Here is a 17,165-nt window from a genome sequence, read left to right as displayed (position 1 = left end):
TAAATCGGGCGTCCCTGCCCCTACGTCAAATCCTGGCGTGATTAATATTCGACCTTCCACATATAGCGGCGGGTCGTTAACGGATGCTGGCGGATCTCGGCCAGCGCACGGTTATAAACCGGATAAACATTATTGAACAACGAATGGTTGAAGTAATCGATCACCGTCGGCTTGATGGTGGAGAGACCCAGTTCTTTGGCGTCCACCACTTCGATGCGGCGACCATATTTTTTCAGGAAGTTCAGGGCGCGCTCATCTACCGCACGGGTGCTGCCTTCAGAGAACTGGAAGAAGAACGGCGTGTTGGCATCGGTGATTTCAAACGGGCCGTGGAAGAACTCGCCGCTGTGGATGCAGGCGGAGTGGATCCACTGCATTTCCATAAAGATGCAGATGCTCTGCAAATAAGCCGCGCCGTAACCCGCACCGCTCGCCATGGTGTAGATGACTTTGTCGTCTTTGTATTCCTGGGCGAAAGCCTGAGCGCGGTTCTGCAAATGATCCCATGCGCGGTACACGATACGGTTGATTTTGCTCAATCCGTCCTGAAAATCCTCGTAATGGGCATAACCTTCGGTCTGGTTGAGAATTTCTACCGCGGTGATCAGGCCCTTCAGGGTTTTCTCTTCGGCGATGTCTTTGCCGTCACCAAAGCTGTAGGTTTCGACGAAGTCACAATGCGCCACCAGTGGGGAGTCGGTCACCCAGGTCAGGCCAATAACCGGTACGCCGCGGCTCTGGGCCAGCTCTGCCGCTTTGATGGTTTCCGGGGTGTTGCCTCTGTGGGATGCGACCACTACCACCGCGTTGTCGCCCAGCGCCGCTGGCGGGTTATTGATAAACTCGCCGCTGTTGTACAACCCGACGGTGACTTTAGTGGCTTCTTTTTCCAGGAAAGCTTTCGCCGGGTAAAACGCCGCATACGAGCCGCCGCAGGCGACGTAATAGACGTGCGTGATCCCGCCCTTCTCTGCTTTGTTGTCCACAATGCCGCTAATGATTTCTTTAATACTCATCACTTTTCCCCTTGGGTCGTTTATGACGTTAACCGCGTAAAAGCCGCACGCCAATCAATGTATCTAAATGTATTGTTCCAGATATATAACATTGGAATACATTTCGATCAACGTGTGCCCATGCAAAAAAATCGGGATCCGCGATGCGGATCCCGATTTACGCTGAAACAGAGCAACGATCAACGGCAAAAAATGAGGGTCAGACGGTAAAACGCAGTTTGTCGCCGACGATCAGTTGGTGAGAAATGCAGGACATTTCACCTTTGTTATCAATCATCTCGCTTTTAATCGAGATCAGCGGATAACGGTTAGCGACGCCGAGATAGTGGGCCACCTCAAAACTGGCGTACACCAGCTCAATGGTTTTGCTGGAGTGGGTAAACCACAGGCCATGCTTGTCGCGCAGGGTGTCGTACAGGGAGTGGCTGTTGAGATCTTCATTCAGCAGCGCGGCAAACTGCGGAGGGAACCAGACCGTTTCCAGCGATACCGGCACGTCGTCGGCATAGCGGATACGCTCAATCACCACTGCTTTTTCCCCATCGGGGATGTTCAGTTTGGCGCGGGTGTCCTCATCGCAGGCCTCAAACACCGACTTAATGGTGCGCGAACCCGGGCGGCGACCCTGGGAGCGGCACAGCTCGCTGAAGCTCATGATGCCCGTCATACTGCGCTGAAACTTCTCGCCGGAAACGAATGTCCCTTTACCCGATACCCGGGTAAGAAAGTTTTCCCGGGTCAGCGCATCCAGCGCCTTTCGTACCGTTACGCGGCTCACCTGCCAGCTGGCGCTGAGATCGTTTTCGGTAGGGATCTGCTGCCCCGGCTGATACTCACCACTTAAAATCGCCTCTTTTAGGGCTTCTTCAAGCTGCTTATACAGCGGTTTGGCACTTGAGGTATCCGGCAGATTCACGTTATGTATCCTTTTGTATTATCATAAGGCAGACAGTGCATTGTTTACAATATACTACAATTTGCTTATGGCTACACTTGAACAGTGATTACTCAGCAAGGAAAAGAACTGTTCGCAATAGAATTTTGCATTTTCGGCCCGGTATTCCAGCTCGTTTTGTACGATTTCGCCGCTTATCTCGCCATCGATATGGTAGCGGAAACGGCGATGTACAGGGTAATGCAATGGTCGGAAGGTTCACTGACATCGCGGGATCCCGGAGCCAGGATCATCAATTCTGATGGATAGCCAGATTTAGCCGGAACAAACCGGAATCACTGGTTGGTAAGACATAAAGATAAATAATCAATAAATTCAATATAGTAATATGTTGAATACGCCTCCAGCGATCGCCTATTACAACACCATCACCATCTCGTGCCACGCCATCCCGCCGTGATCGGATGCAGACGGTTTGACGTAGCGATAGCCAAAGTGGGCATAGAGATCGACATGGCGATCTTTGCACATCAGGTGAATCGTCTTTTTGCGCATCGCTTTCATCCGCGCCACAAACTCACGCATCATCAGTGACGAATAGCCTTTCCCCTGAAAATCCGGATGCACCACCACCGACATAATCACCGCATTGGGCGCATCCGGATCGTGCCCGACCAGTTCCTTAAATGCTTCGTCAGACATCACCACCTCCCAGGCACAACCGGCATTAATAAAGCCGGCCACCTCGCCGTTCAACTCCATGCACATAAATCCCTGCGGATAGTGCTGGATACGGGTGGCAATCTTTTCGCGGGTTGCCGCTTCGTCGCCTTCGTAGGCAAGCATTTCAATCTCATAACAGCGGTCAACATCGGCGGGCGTGGCCTGACGGAATAGCGGAGTGGACATGCGTTTACCTTTTCTTGAATCAACCGGACTGCCTTATCATACCTGCTGGCAACACGGTTTACGCTGATGGTATTCACATGAAGAATGAAGAGTAGCCCAGCGTTGTATTATTCGCCGGGCCATTTGAGGATACACGAGCAGATTGACGCTCAGCAGCTTGAAATCAGCTAGCCGGGTAGTCCAGATACCCTTCTTTCCCGCCGCCAAAGAACTTCTCTTTAATAGGCGCATTCAGCGGCAAGTCATTTTTCAGGCGATGCGGCAGATCCGGATTGGCAATAAACGGGCGACCAAAACCGATCAGATCGGCCCAGCCGTTCACCAGCGCTTCTTCGGCACGTGTTTTCGTGTATTTGCCGGAGTAAATCAGTGTGCCGTGGAAGATAATACGCAGCGCTTCTTTGAATGCGGCAGGCATAACCGGCGCATCTTCCCAGTCAGCTTCGGCAATATGAATATAAGCAATACCCAGCTCGTTCAACACGCTGGCCGCCGCCAGGTAAGTTGCTTCCGGCGTATCATCTTTTGACCCCATCAGCGTGGTCAGCGGGGCGAGACGAATGCCCACACGCTCTTTACCAATCGCCGTAGAAACCGCCGTCACCACCTCTCGCATAAAGCGCAGACGGTTTTGCAGCGAGCCACCGTATTCGTCATCACGCAGGTTGGCCTGCGAGTCAATGAACTGGTTGATCAGATAACCGTTCGCCCCGTGCAGTTCAATGCCGTCAAACCCTGCGGCAATCGCATTGCGCGCCGCCTGAGCATAGTCGTTGACGATGGTTGGGATCTCTTCCCGCGTCAGTGCACGCGGCATGTCATGCTGTACCATCTCGCCGACGCCATTTTCCGGTCCGCGCCCTTCGACATCGACAAATACTTTCACCCCTGGGGCCTGAATGGCGGAAGAAGAGACCGGCGCGGCGCCGCCAGGTTGCAAAACAGTGTGCGAAACACGACCGACGTGCCACAGCTGAGCGAAGATTTTCCCGCCCGCCTTGTGCACGGCGTCGGTGACTTTTTTCCAGCCGGCAATCTGCGCATCGGAATAGATGCCCGGCGTCCAGGCATAGCCCTGACCCTGTTGGCTGATTTGCGTGCCTTCGCTAATGATAAGCCCCGCGCTGGCACGCTGTGCGTAATAGTCCGCCATCATGTCAGTCGCGACGTCGCCTGCCCCGGCGCGAGAACGCGTCATCGGCGGCATAACAATCCGGTTTTTTAACGGCAAGGCATTCAGCGCATAGTGATCGAATAACATAATGGGTTCCTCTCGCGATTATTTATACAGTTCTGCACTCATGGTGACGGTATTGCCCATGCGCGCGCTGGTGATTTTGTATTCAGAGGCGTTCATCTCTTTGGCTTTTTGCGCGATGACCGCTTCAGCGGAATCCAGCGTGGTGCCCGTTGACGTAACGCTTTGCGCAGAGGCGCTAAAGGTCATAGCAGAGAACAGAGAAGCAGTAATGACAGCGATAATGGTTTTCATATTTAATCCCAGAGTAAATTGATTGGTTAGCGTTGAATCACGCGTTGGGAGAAGAATACGCTGACGGCCTGATGACATAAATGATACAAATGACAATAGACTATTCTATTTTTGTTAATAATCAGAAATGGGATGAGGCGCGGAACCGCTTGTCTTATCTGCTATCATGCCTGCAAATAACGTCGAAAAAACAAAGCCGAGGAAAACATGGGGTCCACCAGAAGAGGGATGCTGAATGTCCTGATTGCCGCCGTTTTATGGGGAAGTTCAGGGGTTTGTGCGCAGTACATCATGGAGCAAAGCCAGATGTCGTCGCAATTTCTGACCATGACGCGTCTGATATTCGCCGGCCTCATTTTGCTGATGCTCGCGTTTGTTCACGGCGACAAAATCTTCTCTATCCTTAAAAACCGCAAAGATGCCCTGAGCCTGCTGATTTTTTCTGTCGTCGGCGCGCTGACGGTGCAACTCACCTTCCTGTTGACCATCGAAAAATCCAACGCCGCGACCGCCACGGTGCTGCAGTTCCTGTCGCCAACCATTATCGTGGCCTGGTTCGCGCTGGTACGTAAGGCGCGTCCCGGCATGTTGGTGCTGACCGCCATCCTCACTTCGCTCATCGGTACCTTTTTACTGGTCACCCACGGCAATCCAACCTCGCTGTCAATTTCACCGGCTGCGCTGTTCTGGGGGATTGCCTCAGCGTTTGCCGCCGCGTTTTATACCACCTACCCGTCAGCGCTGATTGCACGCTACGGCACCTTGCCGATTGTCGGCTGGAGTATGCTAATCGGTGGGATGATCCTGCTGCCGTTTTACGCTGGCGAGGGCACGAATTTTGTGGTCAATGGCAGCCTGATTCTGGCGTTTTTCTATCTGGTGGTCATCGGCACGTCGCTGACGTTCAGCCTGTATCTGAAAGGCGCGCAGATGATTGGCGGGCCGAAAGCAAGTATTTTAAGCTGTGCCGAACCGCTGAGTAGCGCCCTGCTGTCGCTACTCTTGTTGGGAATAACCTTTACTTTGCCGGACTGGCTGGGCACGCTGCTGATTTTGTCTTCTGTGGTGTTGATCTCGATGGATTCTCGCCGCCGCGCCAGAACGGTGTAACAAAAAAAAGTGGACGCACGAAAGCGCCGTCCACTCTGTTCCTTTATGTCGCTTTAATATTTATTAACCTTTTGTATAACCGGCAATTTTTTTGGTCAATCAGTTTTCGCGTTAGCGCCCAACGTTCCCGGTAGACAAGCTTGTCACTCACCTCAAGTTCAAGCGCGATTTCTTTCACTGACATCCCCTGCAGTAAATGAAAGATGATTTGCTGTTCGCGTAATGTGAACAAGAAACTTCGTGAACGGCATTTTCTATTACCACTGATCACGGCATCACAATGCACCATGAAAGCATCTATGCGCTCTCTGATCGCGTTAAGATCTTGCAGTCCTTCGAATGACAGAAAAGAGGTATGTTCTGGTTTATACATATCCACAAAAAAAAGGATATGGTTAAAACTCATTCGCTTTATCTCTTCCCCTTTTGCCGACAGGGTGATGTCATTTTCAATTACGCGATCGCGTTGCTTATAAGTCACATTAAAACGCAATGAAAACGGAATAAAGTTAATGTATTTATCAATCAGGTGAAATGGAATATCTTCATTGAGCCCCATTTTCAATCCAGATTCATGTAAGGCATCTTCAAAAAGTGCGTGAATAGCAATACCATCATAGATATTTTTTGTCAGATAAATAAACTTATACCGTAAGGATGAGGAGTTAAAATTGAGCATAGCAGTATCCTTCGCATTAGTTTTTATAGGTATTAATCACGCCATAATCATCTATCCATGAAAATGTTTTGACAGTACTGTTTCCCGTTGCACTTGTAGGTAAAACAACCGTTTTTATCGACAACGGTGCGAGGAGACCATCATCGGGTAACTGTTTTATTTCCGTACCGTCTTTGAGAGTAAAATCCATTAATGTCACATGCAAAGGCGAATTATTCTTTACCAACAAACAACGATTCTCACCACAATTCGAGGCGGTTATCTGTATTTTTTTTACACTGTCTTCCAGAGTGTTATCCGCCAACGCCAGCGGTCGCCAGAATAACTTTACGCGGGTACGAAAAGCGACCTGCAGCGCGCCGGATCCACTCTTGTCTTCCGCAACTGGCGGGACTTCCAGCGTATTCAGCCAGAATAGAGACTCTCTGTCTCCAGGCAGCGTATGCCGATCGCCGACAAACTGAATACGAACCGTGCGTGATGTGTGGCCTTCAAGCCTGAAAATTGGCGGCAAAATCATAAACGGCGTTTTTATTTCCTCTGGACGCTCTAAAAGCGACTCTTTTTCCGTCCATAGCTGTAATAAAACAGGCCTCAAACCTTCATTGTAAACTGTAAATGTAGACTCACGATCTTTCTCATTAATTATCACTCGGGTGTAATTAATATAGGTAGCCGCCATTACCGATGACGGTAGCAAAAGTAAAATCAGGAAGTGATTCAAAACATGCTTGAGTCGTTTCTTCATGCACCCTCCTTTATTTATAAACCAGGGTGAAAGTCACCGCGCCATTGACCGTTCCTGAAGACACGTTCGTCTCAGTCTGGTATAACCCAGCCCGTAGCGGCACGGTATAATTCGCATTATCCTGCGTCGGATCGTAATCGGTCAGAAGATACGCGGTATTAAATGACAGAGGGATATCCTGATCGTTCAATAACTGAATCCCTACACCGCTTGCTGTTGACGCACTCGCCAGCGCAAAAACACCATTGGTATTATTAATAATGGCCGTGGTCGGCGTAAATAAATAACTGATACTTGCTAATCCCGCCGGGCACTTCGTGAAATTCAGGTTAAAATCGGTACGCGCCGCAGTATACCCTACACCGCTAAAATCCGTCCGACTGACCGGGGGCAAATTAACCGTGACATCCGATGTCGTACAGGTTCCCCCTGTTGTCGAAATCACCAGTCCCCCCGCCAGAAAATCAGCAATCATATAGGTTCCGCTTCCGACGGACGTGCTACCCCCATAAGTCTGGTAATGACGCATGTACATCGGGTCAAAAACAGAGGTGCTGCCCGCGGTCAATGACGTGGAGGTTTTAACAAAGCGAATCTGAACATCCACGCCAAGATTCCATGAGCTTCCATCACCCGTTACCGTGAATAACTGCGTGGGTGTCTGATAAACCCCATTAGCAACCGTAAGTGGATACCAGTCGCTGGTTTGTCCTTTCACCGTGTAACGCCAGCGAGCAATATAGCCCAGGCCGACTTTTACCGCGGTGTTATAAACATTGTAACTTTGTCCATCAACCTGAGTAGTGCCCCAAATGGTATAGGGTGGGTATCCCTGTACGGCCATCGGAATAGCATAGCTCTGGTAGTTGGTTCGATGAGAGCAGGTCCAGGCTGTTGGGTTATATGAGGTTACCCAGTTTCCCAGTAAGTCCCCTACAGCAGCATCTTTACCCACCTGGATGGTCGTCGAGTCAAAGTACTGGTAGTAGCCATTAGTACGATCACAATTTACCCATGTCCCGTCGGCACGCGCCACGCCGCACATCGCGACCAGTGTCAAAATAGAGAGTACGACTCCCGTTACAATAGATTTCATTTTTCACTCCTTAATGACTGGCATACCGCGTCAGCGCGACGTAAATCGGCGGCATTCGCACTTTCTTGTTCTGATAAGCGGTAGCTGAACTGGCATTCCTGACCTGCAGCACTTCCCCATTTCACGCGTAATGTGCCTGACAGATTCTTAACGCGAGCAAAACTTTGCCCGCCCTGGGCGATATAACCGACAGTATTGCCACGCTCATCCACGACATCTGCGCCAAACGGAAGCTGCTCGCCGGTATGTTGAAGAGTGAAGAGAACCGAATATCCCTTGTCCGTTGCGTATTTCATCAATACCACCGCGCCTGCGGTAGGTACGCTGTTCTGACTGGTGACGTCCAGGGAGACATCATTCGATAACCCTTTCGGATCGAGTTCGATGGTGTTCTGGCGATATGGTGAGAGATAAGGCACGGCGGCATTACCGCTACGGTTAAGGCTGAGGCTGCTGTTGTTCGCTATCTTCGCCCCCCCGGCATGCTCGGCTTCGATAACCGCCATGGTGTCACCCATGATCGGCGTCAGTACAACGCCGTTTTGCCAGGCAATAGCACCGCCAGAGAGGTTCATACCATACTGTTGATACCCCTGACCCGCAGAGAAGTTGCCTCCCATGGTGGTCCAGGGTGACGTCCAGTTTCCACTGGCCCCGCCAGTGGTTTTACTGCTGCTATGGTCGTAATGATCCTGATTGGCAAACGCGCTCCAGTTATACTGGCGGTTTTCTCCAGACGTTCCGGCGATCGAGTTTTGCAGTCCCCGATGCCCGCTCTCCTGGACATAGGTGGAGCTGAGATAAGCTGAGCGCGCACTGTTCCCGAGCGGTAAAGAGATACCAATCGCAATTTTGTTGTCCCATTTGTCTTTGATCAGATCGCGGGTACGACTGGCATTGAGGTTAAAGTTGAACCACTTAAACGCATTCGTATAGCCCAATTGATATTCAGTATCGCGTCCGCTTTTATTCCAGTAATCCTGGGTACTGGCGCTGACGTTTATACTTCCGAGCGTATCCGAAATGGTTTGCGTCGCGCTAAGCTGCAGCCGATTTTTACGGTTAATGCTGCTGGAATAGGCGCCTTTATTTGTTCTCTCCAGATCACGCATCAACATTGCGTCATCAATATCGTAATAACCCGAACTGGAATAGCGATAGCTCGCCAGCGTGATGTTGGTATCCACGACAGGTAAGATCTTGGCAAATGAAAAACGGATGCTTTGGCCTTCACGTTTGCTGTCATCCGCAAGCGTCGTTCGGGCATGCGTGATATCAGCAGAAAGGGCACCGACAGGCGTATTGAGCGCGACGCCACCGGCGACAGACTGATAATCTTCCCCGCCAAGGGCCCCGGTGTAAGTCGTCAACAGGTTAGTGAAACCGTGACGAAACGCCCCCATCGCAATCTGCGGCTTTTCATTTACAGAGGAATTTCGATAGCGCCCAGCCATCAACGAATAGCGACTGGTTCCCGGACGCAACAATTCAGCGATAGAGGCGTAGGTGACGGTAAAGCTGTGCTCACTTCCATCTGCCTCTTTGACGGTGACCAGCAAATCGCCCCCTGTGCCGTTAGGGTACAAATCATCAATACGAAACGCGCCAGGCGGTACTGTCGATTGATAAATGCGCACGCCGCGCTGACTAACGCTGACCAGGGCATTCGTGTTTGCCACGCCAGTAATGACTGGCGCATATCCACGCTGTGAATCCTCATACATGCGATCGTCAGAAGTCAGCATCACGCCGCGAAAACCGACGCTGTCAAAAACCTGACCATCGGTAGTGGAATCGCCCATTACCAGCTTACTGCGTAACGGGATAATGCCGCGTTCAAGGTAAGTGCTGGTTGAGTCATATTGCCAGCCCTTATCATTGTTCCAGTTAAAAATACCGCGATAGCGTAGGCGCCACGCATCCCAATTGAGCCCCCCCATCAAACCTAAATATTGGGCAGATGTGGAATCTGCCCCCGATCTATCGGCATGCCATGCGTTGTAATCATATTGCAGCGTCGCAGCAGGAATGCCGTTATCCCATAATTCCGGATTCACATAGCCGCGAACCTGACGAAGTAGCCATATCTGAGGCGCCTGCACATTAATACGCTGCGATGTTACATCGTAATAGGCTGTTAAATCGGGAGAAATATCATTTATTCTCACGCAGCCGTCATCATTTTTAAGCAACTGACGCAGTGCTGGATCAATTTTATCAATATCAATACCCAGCATGGATACTAACTTTAACGTAAAGCAGGGTCTGGCGACGAGAGTGTTACTTTTGTCATTTTCAAATTTAACTTCGCCGCGCCCTTTCCACCTGTCATTCACATAAAGATCAACATAATATTGTCCCTGCGGGACAGGATTCCCCCGTGAATAATTACTCACATCAATCGCTGAGCGCAAAAAATCACTATTAAATTGCACGTCATCAGTGTCAGCAAAGGCAACCTGAACAGATACGAAAGAAAAGATAATGAATTGAGCAACGCGGGTTAATCTCAGAGAACAAGAAATAGCATTATGGGCTATTTTGTAATTTATGCTCATTTGTTGTTTCTCCACCATAATCATTTATTACACTGTAAAAAAATGAAGCATCACTTAACCTCGCTGACTTTTTATTAGCGAGAGGGAAGACTATTTCACTTTTAGGATTGACCATCCGTTGCGGAAAGTTCTCTACAGATGCTAAGACTTCGGACTCTTTTGTCTTACGAATCTCAACTTTGCTAAAGGTGATGTAATAAGGAGAGTCGTTGACAACTTTAATATTGTTCCCTTGCAGGGATAGTTTTAGTTCTTTATATGACTGTAATGGTGTTGGCTGCAGATTATCCGGACGGTAGAACAATTTAATACGGGTACGAAATGCCAACTGCATATGTGTATTCCCCGATATCGCAGCCTGTGCTTTTGGCGGAATCTCCAGCATGTTAAACCAGAAGAGAGACTCTCTGTCCCGCGGCAATGCAGGATTTGTCGCCATGATTCGCACAGCCTGTCCTTTCGCTGGGTCAATCCGAACCACAGGCGGCGTAATGAGAAATGGAACCCTGGCTTCGCCAGGATTTGCCCGTGGGTCACCATCGTCCATCCATATTTGTAAAAGATAAGGATTATTCCCCCGGTTTTTTAGCTGTACTGTCGACTCCTTGTCTTTTGCATTAAAGACAATGCGTGTCCCATTAATAACAACATCAGCCATGACGTTCTGTGAGAACATAGAAAATAATAAAACCATTCCGGAAGATAATATCTTTAACATCTCGTTACCTCATAATCAGGAGTAAAGGATGTCCCCTTTACTCCTGTTTCTGTTACTCGTATACCATGGTGTAATCGACCTGAGTCGTTACAGAACCGGCAGTAGCTGTACCTGTTGCATAATATTGTGCAAAGTAATTCAGTGAACCGCTGCCAGACGAGATATCAACCGGGATATCATTCTGACCCGCCGTTACAGAAGCCCCTGCCACAATAGCATTACGATCGGCATTTAATAATTGAACCTGAACGAAAGTTGCTGCATCAGCCGCTGCAGTATCAATATTCAGACGACCGGTTGTGCTATCAACATAGGTACCGGGTTCAAAATAGGTGCTGGCATTATTCAACGCCGTACCTGAACAGTTGCTCAGTGAGATCGTAAATGGCGTCGCACCGGCTGTTGCCCCTGGTGTTGCGAGGGTAGAAGCAGAAACAGTTGGCAATGTAACCGTTGCATCATTACTGCCGCCATCGACAGAAATAGTACAAGTGGTATCAGTAATTTGTCCGTTAATTGTAATAGTACCATCAACTGCAAATGCCGAAGCAGTAAATGCAGAAGTGAAAACCATTGCTAATGCGGACAACGCAAAATTATACTTACGCATAATAAATTCCCTGTTGTGGTTGATATAAATGAACAGCCCATAGAATGTGATATTAAGATAAAACGATTACCGCCCCATTATGAATACGGGTACTTAATAACACTTTTCGGTTCCATTGACATGATATACGCAAAACTTTCATCCGCGATATTAGGATTTTTCAACCCAAAAAGATCAATCCAAATGCTTATAGGAAAATAAAGCGCTGCCTTCTATCTGTGCTATTCACCCTTATATATATATCGATTATTAGGTTTTTATAAGACAGCATCGGTTAAAAAAAGATATAATTTTATAAATCAGTTAAATTGATCCAGATCAATGCACAAAGAAAAGTGCACCAAAATAAAACCTCTACAGATCACCTTCAAAACAAAAAAACAAAATAATTAAAACAAAAAAGATACATTTATTGCTGCATTTTTAGTCATAAATATCTTTTTTCACGATTAAGAGAATAATCCTGATAAATCGGCTCAAGTACTTTACGCAATGCATTAATAACTAATAATTAATTGAGAATGAAACATTTTTTCATTTTCTTGTAAGAAAAATCTTAAACCCATAAAAAACGTAACCATCGTTAACCTGGTGTTGCAAAACCTGCCAATTCCAGGAATTTTCCCTGAACGATCTTTTCTTTTAGTCACACACTTTTTCTCAGCATATAAATCTATAGATTACTCATCACAACCTTACAAAAAAGGACAAATGACTATTAGAAACGGGGTTTTTGAGTACAAAAAAGAAGGGAAGAACTTTGTTGATTGAAAAATCTGAATACAAAGAAAAGAAAGGATAATCTTAATGTTCATTCAGCGATAAAGATCGCGTCGTACATTATCGCCAGAAGAACGCCTCTGGCGATAAAATTGATTTATCTGAATGTGTTACCGATCACCAACCCGGTACCGCGCCGCCGTTAAAGATCGTTTCTGCCGCTTTTGCGACTTCAGGTGACTGATAAGAGGCCAGAAATTCCTTCACGTTTTCCGCATCTTTGTTGTCCTCCCGAGTCACCAGGATATTCACATACGGGGAGTTCTTATCCTCAATGAAGACGCTGTCGTGCACCGGCGAAAGCCCGGTTTGTTGAATGTAGGTGGTGCTGATAATCGCCACGTCAACTTTCGGGTCATCCAGTACACGTGGCAGTTGTGCCCCTTCCAGCTCCATAATCTGTAAATGACGCGGGTTGGCGGTGATATCCAGCGCCGTCGGCAGCAAACCTTTTCCTTCTTTCAGGGTAATCAACTGCTCTTTTTGCAGCAGCAACAGCGCCCGCCCGAGATTTGTAGGATCGTTCGGGATCGCCACCGTCGAGCCATCTTTCAGTTGATCCACCGTTTTGATTTTTTTCGAATACCCGGCCATCGGGAAGACAAAGGTATTCCCCACCGCGACCAGCTTGTAGTTGTGTGCCTGATTATCCTGCTCCAGGAACGGACGATGCTGGAAAACGTTGGCATCCAGTTCACCGTGATTGGTGGCGTCATTCGGCAACAGCGAGCCGCTAAAACCGACCAGTTCGACATCAAGACCGTATTTCTCTTTCGCCACTTTTTTCGCCACTTCCGCCACATCCTGCTCGGCGCCGTTAATCACCCCGACTTTGATGTGCTTTGCATCGCTACTCTGCTGGTCGCAACCGATCAACAACAATCCCGCCAACAGTACCGCCGCCCCTGTCCGTAAATGAGGTATCGTCAATTTCACGTTTTTGTCCTTTTGAAATAACCGCCTGATGAGTAATGAAATGACTATAGCGGGAAGGCCGCTGCGGTTTAAAAAACGAAAAGGCATCAATAAGAAGAAAAAAGCATAACGGGGGAATAAATGAAAAACCGACGGCGCTGCGCAAACCACACGCAGCGCCATTCGGTTCAGACCAGCGCTTTGACAATCTCCATTAGACGGACGATATCTTCAGGTCGGGTATTGCCGGTTTGCGGGTCGATAATCGAACTGTACACATGCGGCATAACACGTGGCATCCCCGCTTCCAGGCAGGTTTGCAGTATGACGCCAACGTTATCCAGGTCGATTCCGCCGGTCGGTTCAATCAACGTCATGCCGTTGCGGGCGGCAGTGGTTGCCAGTACATACAGCTCAGGAAGGGATTTTTCGCCCCCCATTGGGAAGAATTTCGCCGCATGCGCCCCCATATCTTGCATCATACGGATTGCAGCATCGCAGGAAATACGCGCCGGTGTTCCCTGGCTGCTACTGACGCCGGTAGAGATCAGTACCTCACCCGGCGTACCTGTCGGGCTAACCAGCGCGTTAATATGGGTCTTCTCACCCCCCGTCGCCGCCAGCGCACCGGCGGCAAAACCACTGCCGGTAAAGGTCTGGTTGACGTGAGCAGGGTGGACCTTTGATGCAATCATCGCCGCCTTGTAATACTGCGCCGGATCGCCCGCCCCCAGGCCCACGGAAACCGAGGGAACGTCCGCCATCCAGCGTTTTACCTCCTGAACACCTTCATCGACTGACGAAAACTGCGCGGACAGGATGCCAATAACCGCGTGTCCCTCAGCGGCGTCATAGATTTCCCTGGCGTTAGCGATATCTTTCGCCAACACGTTAATCGCCACACGTTGACGATAGAAATTAATTTGCTGCATGTTCTGCTATCTCCTTGAGTCGCGCCACAATCAACGCCATTTCCCCCTCAGCGACCGTGCGTGGGTCGAGGCTGAATACGCCCTGATGGAGGTTATAGCGCCGTGCGTAAATGGCGATATCGCCACCCCGCAGTTGGGCTTCGACTTCACGCGCGTCCAGACCGAGCGTCTGCGCATCAACCCGAACGCGAATGCGCCAGATGGCGCGCCCGGCTTCATCCTGCTCAATATCGGCGGTCAGCCCGCGAATGGCCGAAATCGCCTCCGCCGTCGGTTGCAACTGTTCGGCGGTCACCACGGTCTGTCCCTGGTGATAATTTTCCAGCGCATATACCAGCCCGACCATGTTCTCTTTGCCTATCTTCATCGCTCTGGCAATCCCGTGATGTTGCGCTTTACAGGCGGCAATCCACGGTTTCTTGCCGGTGATAAACCCGGAGGTTGGCGCATTGAAGGCTTTCGCCCCGCTGTAGACCACCATATCTGCTCCGCTCGCCACCCAGGCGTGCAAATCCTCTTCAGCGGCGGCATCGACAATCAGCGGCAGGTTGTGGATCTGCGCAACCTGCACAAAGTCATCAATGCTGAGCATGCCCTTTTGCACGCAGTGGTGCGATTTTACATACAGCAGCGCGGCGGTCTCATCGGTAATGGCGCTCTCCAGCTGCCAGCGCGCCGCAAGGTTACTCGAACCGACTTCCACAACGCGTCCACCGCCCAGACGAATGGCGCTGGTAATCGGTGCGCCGTAGTCCACGTTATGTCCGCGCAGCATCACCACCTCGTTGGCCATGCCGCTGCTGTCCGGCATCAGCGCCACACGCGCCCGATCGCCGCGGGTAATGGCAGCCGCCACAGCAATAGCGATCCCCGCCGACGCACAGGAGGTCACATAGCTGTCCTGCGCGCCGGTAAAGCGAGAAACCAGTTCACCGGTTCGGTCCACCAGCTTATCGATTTCGACAAAGGCGGAGGCCGCCCGCGCAGTGGCCTGCATCACCTGGGGCGCGACGCTGGAGACGCCAAGAATCGTCATCTTGCCGCAGGCGTTAATCACCGGTTTTAGCCCCAGCTGTTGATAGATATTCTGTGTCATGACTTACAACACTCCCAGCAGCGAACAGACCACGCTAAGCGCCACAATCGACAGCAGAATGGTGGTGTATCGCGGCCCTTTCTTCACCAGAAAGATGTAGATGGCAAATACCGCCGCCAGCGGCAACAATCCCGGTGCAATGGAGTCGAGGATCTGCTGTACGACCACTTCAGATCCCTTCAGGGCGCTGATTTTCAACGGCGTGGTGATCTTGACGTAGCTTGCAGATAGCGCCCCCATCATGATCAACCCCAGCACGTTCGCGCCGTAGATCAGCTCTTTGATTCGCCCCCCTTGCAGTAACCCGACGATAGAATCACGCCCCAGGGTGTAGCCTTTGTGGATCAGGCCGTAGCTGATCGCCAGCGTGATCGCCGGATAAAGGATCAGCGGCGCAATACCGCCAAACGCGCTGCCATTAGCGGCAAAAGGAATGAAAATCGCGATAAGCAGCGGCATGACGGCGGCCCAGACGATGGAGTCGCCCATCCCAGCCAGCGGGCCCATCAGACCGGTTTTAATACCGGTAATCGAGGCATCGCTGATCGGCTCGCCGCGCGTTTTCTGCTCTTCCATGGCAATGGAAATCCCCTGGATCACCGCGCCAAAAGTTTGTTCGGAGTTGAAGAAGTTGAGGTGACGTTTTAGCGCCTCCACCTGCTCCTCTTTTTGTGGGTAGAGCTTTTTGATGATCGGCGTCATCGAGGCGCAGAAAATCAGGCTTTGCAGACGTTCATAAGAGTTAGATACCTCCGCGCCCAGCCAGTAGATAAACCATGCTTTGGTGATGTCCGCTTTGGTCAACGCCCCGGTCGTGCGTGCGCGCTCAACCAGTTCATGCTGCATTACGTCGCTACTCATCATGCTGCTCCTTCATTTTTCGCCAGACCTTTAATCAGGAAGGCCACACAGGTACCGAAGATCGCCATCGCCATGATGTCCACCTTGAGGTACAGCACCGCGAAGAATCCGCCGATAAACCACGGCAGCAGGCTCTTTTTACCGATCACCATAATGGTGATGGCAAAGCCCAGCGCCGGCAGGATCCCGCCCATGATTTCAAAAGAATGGGTCAGCCAGTGCGGCATCAGCTTGAGGAAACTTTCCACCACGTCCTGGCCGAAGTAGTTCGCGGCAAACACCACCGGGAAACGCAGCGCCAGCCCGAGCAGCGCCGGGTAGAGGAACGCACAGCGCATAATGCCCGACATGTTCGCCGTCTCCGCGTGCTTATCAGCCATATGCACCCAGGCCGCGTTCAGGGTACGACGCAGCTGGTCGAGGAAAACGCCAATCACGCCGAAGGGGATCGCCAGCGCAATGGCCAGGTTCGGATCCATCCCGGCTTTCACCGCAATGGGAATCGAGATACAGGCTGCCAGCGCCGGATCTGACGGCACGTTACCGCCAGGCGTTGAGGTCACGCCGAGATAAACGAGCTGCATCCCCGCACCGATAATCATCGCGGTCTGCATGTTGCCAAGCAGCAGCCCGACGAAGACAGCCACCACCACCGGCTGGAGCAGCATGGCAGAGAAGGTGTAGCCAAGGCGTAAGCGGGCAAACCAGTAATACAACCCCATGAGGCTTGCAAAAACTAAGGTATCCATA

17 protein-coding genes are annotated in these 17,165 nt (G+C 50.4%); 1 reads left to right on the top strand and 16 read right to left on the bottom strand.

The window, feature by feature from the left end; translation table 11 throughout:
• Positions 1–41: 41 nt before the first annotated feature.
• The 5 genes from fraB to KE671_RS16145 form a co-directional block, all read right to left on the bottom strand.
• Complete coding sequence (gene fraB, locus KE671_RS16165) at positions 42–1,019, bottom strand: 6-phosphofructose-aspartate deglycase (RefSeq protein WP_206163799.1); 978 nt, start codon at positions 1,017–1,019, stop codon at positions 42–44.
• Between the two features lie 196 nt (positions 1,020–1,215).
• Positions 1,216–1,932, bottom strand: coding sequence for a GntR family transcriptional regulator (locus KE671_RS16160; RefSeq protein ID WP_042998668.1), 717 nt, complete (start codon positions 1,930–1,932; stop codon positions 1,216–1,218).
• A gap of 396 nt (positions 1,933–2,328) precedes the next feature.
• A complete protein-coding gene (locus KE671_RS16155; RefSeq protein ID WP_206163798.1) occupies positions 2,329–2,820 on the bottom strand; it encodes a GNAT family N-acetyltransferase in 492 nt (163 codons plus the stop codon).
• Positions 2,821–2,983: 163 nt separating this feature from the next.
• Positions 2,984–4,081 (bottom strand): alkene reductase, encoded by a 1,098-nt coding sequence (locus tag KE671_RS16150; RefSeq protein ID WP_206163797.1) that lies wholly within the window; start codon positions 4,079–4,081, stop codon positions 2,984–2,986.
• Positions 4,082–4,099: 18 nt separating this feature from the next.
• Positions 4,100–4,312 carry a DUF1471 domain-containing protein gene (locus tag KE671_RS16145; RefSeq protein WP_206163796.1) on the bottom strand — a complete coding sequence of 71 codons (213 nt, stop codon included), beginning with the start codon at positions 4,310–4,312 and terminating at the stop codon, positions 4,100–4,102.
• 207 nt (positions 4,313–4,519) lie between these two features.
• Between KE671_RS16145 and KE671_RS16140 the strand changes: the two genes are divergently transcribed.
• Positions 4,520–5,422, top strand: a complete 903-nt coding sequence (locus KE671_RS16140) for a carboxylate/amino acid/amine transporter (RefSeq protein WP_206163795.1) — start codon at positions 4,520–4,522, stop codon at positions 5,420–5,422.
• Positions 5,423–5,465: 43 nt separating this feature from the next.
• On the opposite strand, the gene KE671_RS16135 is transcribed toward KE671_RS16140, so the two are convergent.
• The 11 genes from KE671_RS16135 to KE671_RS16085 all read right to left on the bottom strand — a co-directional run bounded on the left by KE671_RS16135 (position 5,466) and on the right by KE671_RS16085 (position 17,164).
• On the bottom strand, positions 5,466–6,101 hold the full coding sequence (locus KE671_RS16135; RefSeq protein ID WP_206163794.1) for a hypothetical protein: 636 nt from the start codon (positions 6,099–6,101) through the stop codon (positions 5,466–5,468).
• A gap of 16 nt (positions 6,102–6,117) precedes the next feature.
• Positions 6,118–6,849 carry a fimbrial biogenesis chaperone gene (locus tag KE671_RS16130; protein WP_206163793.1) on the bottom strand — a complete coding sequence of 244 codons (732 nt, stop codon included), beginning with the start codon at positions 6,847–6,849 and terminating at the stop codon, positions 6,118–6,120.
• Positions 6,850–6,859: 10 nt separating this feature from the next.
• Positions 6,860–7,945 (bottom strand): fimbrial protein, encoded by a 1,086-nt coding sequence (locus KE671_RS16125; protein ID WP_206163792.1) that lies wholly within the window; start codon positions 7,943–7,945, stop codon positions 6,860–6,862.
• Positions 7,942–10,503, bottom strand: coding sequence for a fimbria/pilus outer membrane usher protein (locus KE671_RS16120; protein WP_206163791.1), 2,562 nt, complete (start codon positions 10,501–10,503; stop codon positions 7,942–7,944). The genes KE671_RS16125 and KE671_RS16120 overlap by 4 nt, the downstream gene beginning before the upstream one ends.
• Entirely contained in the window at positions 10,475–11,221 is a 747-nt protein-coding gene (locus KE671_RS16115) for a fimbrial biogenesis chaperone (RefSeq protein ID WP_206163790.1), read from the bottom strand. The genes KE671_RS16120 and KE671_RS16115 overlap by 29 nt, the downstream gene beginning before the upstream one ends.
• A gap of 52 nt (positions 11,222–11,273) precedes the next feature.
• Entirely contained in the window at positions 11,274–11,831 is a 558-nt protein-coding gene (locus KE671_RS16110) for a fimbrial protein (protein ID WP_206163789.1), read from the bottom strand.
• 897 nt (positions 11,832–12,728) lie between these two features.
• Positions 12,729–13,547, bottom strand: a complete 819-nt coding sequence (gene nlpA, locus KE671_RS16105; protein WP_206163788.1) for a lipoprotein NlpA — start codon at positions 13,545–13,547, stop codon at positions 12,729–12,731.
• A 167-nt stretch (positions 13,548–13,714) separates the two neighbouring features.
• The gene (gene dagF, locus KE671_RS16100; RefSeq protein ID WP_206163787.1) at positions 13,715–14,458 is read right to left on the bottom strand and encodes a 2-dehydro-3-deoxy-phosphogluconate aldolase; all 744 of its coding nucleotides are present in this window, start codon (positions 14,456–14,458) and stop codon (positions 13,715–13,717) included.
• Positions 14,445–15,554 (bottom strand): D-glucosaminate-6-phosphate ammonia lyase, encoded by a 1,110-nt coding sequence (dgaE, locus tag KE671_RS16095; RefSeq protein ID WP_206163786.1) that lies wholly within the window; start codon positions 15,552–15,554, stop codon positions 14,445–14,447. Before dgaE ends, dagF begins: the two co-directional genes overlap by 14 nt.
• A 3-nt stretch (positions 15,555–15,557) precedes the next feature.
• Positions 15,558–16,418 (bottom strand): PTS system mannose/fructose/sorbose family transporter subunit IID, encoded by an 861-nt coding sequence (locus KE671_RS16090; protein WP_161215577.1) that lies wholly within the window; start codon positions 16,416–16,418, stop codon positions 15,558–15,560.
• Entirely contained in the window at positions 16,415–17,164 is a 750-nt protein-coding gene (locus KE671_RS16085) for a PTS mannose/fructose/sorbose/N-acetylgalactosamine transporter subunit IIC (protein ID WP_042323417.1), read from the bottom strand. The genes KE671_RS16090 and KE671_RS16085 overlap by 4 nt, the downstream gene beginning before the upstream one ends.
• Position 17,165 lies beyond the last annotated feature (1 nt).

It is taken from the genome of Citrobacter amalonaticus, assembly GCF_018252635.1.
Taxonomy (GTDB): domain Bacteria; phylum Pseudomonadota; class Gammaproteobacteria; order Enterobacterales; family Enterobacteriaceae; genus Citrobacter_A; species Citrobacter_A amalonaticus_E.
Note: the sequence above shows the minus strand (reverse complement) of the source record. Positions and strands in the feature narration are given on the sequence as shown.

What these genes read in the sequence shown, in the direction of transcription:
- KE671_RS16155 (WP_206163798.1), bottom strand. Translation starts at nt 2,820, where the DNA reads ATGTCCACTCCGCTATTCCGTCAGGCCACGCCCGCCGATGTTGACCGC.
- KE671_RS16150 (WP_206163797.1), bottom strand. Translation starts at nt 4,081, where the DNA reads ATGTTATTCGATCACTATGCGCTGAATGCCTTGCCGTTAAAAAACCGG.
- KE671_RS16145 (WP_206163796.1), bottom strand. Translation starts at nt 4,312, where the DNA reads ATGAAAACCATTATCGCTGTCATTACTGCTTCTCTGTTCTCTGCTATG.
- KE671_RS16140 (WP_206163795.1), top strand. Translation starts at nt 4,520, where the DNA reads ATGGGGTCCACCAGAAGAGGGATGCTGAATGTCCTGATTGCCGCCGTT.
- KE671_RS16135 (WP_206163794.1), bottom strand. Translation starts at nt 6,101, where the DNA reads ATGCTCAATTTTAACTCCTCATCCTTACGGTATAAGTTTATTTATCTG.
- KE671_RS16130 (WP_206163793.1), bottom strand. Translation starts at nt 6,849, where the DNA reads ATGAAGAAACGACTCAAGCATGTTTTGAATCACTTCCTGATTTTACTT.
- KE671_RS16125 (WP_206163792.1), bottom strand. Translation starts at nt 7,945, where the DNA reads ATGAAATCTATTGTAACGGGAGTCGTACTCTCTATTTTGACACTGGTC.
- KE671_RS16120 (WP_206163791.1), bottom strand. Translation starts at nt 10,503, where the DNA reads ATGAGCATAAATTACAAAATAGCCCATAATGCTATTTCTTGTTCTCTG.
- KE671_RS16115 (WP_206163790.1), bottom strand. Translation starts at nt 11,221, where the DNA reads ATGTTAAAGATATTATCTTCCGGAATGGTTTTATTATTTTCTATGTTC.
- KE671_RS16110 (WP_206163789.1), bottom strand. Translation starts at nt 11,831, where the DNA reads ATGCGTAAGTATAATTTTGCGTTGTCCGCATTAGCAATGGTTTTCACT.
- dagF (WP_206163787.1), bottom strand. Translation starts at nt 14,458, where the DNA reads ATGCAGCAAATTAATTTCTATCGTCAACGTGTGGCGATTAACGTGTTG.
- dgaE (WP_206163786.1), bottom strand. Translation starts at nt 15,554, where the DNA reads ATGACACAGAATATCTATCAACAGCTGGGGCTAAAACCGGTGATTAAC.
- KE671_RS16090 (WP_161215577.1), bottom strand. Translation starts at nt 16,418, where the DNA reads ATGATGAGTAGCGACGTAATGCAGCATGAACTGGTTGAGCGCGCACGC.
- KE671_RS16085 (WP_042323417.1), bottom strand. Translation starts at nt 17,164, where the DNA reads ATGGATACCTTAGTTTTTGCAAGCCTCATGGGGTTGTATTACTGGTTT.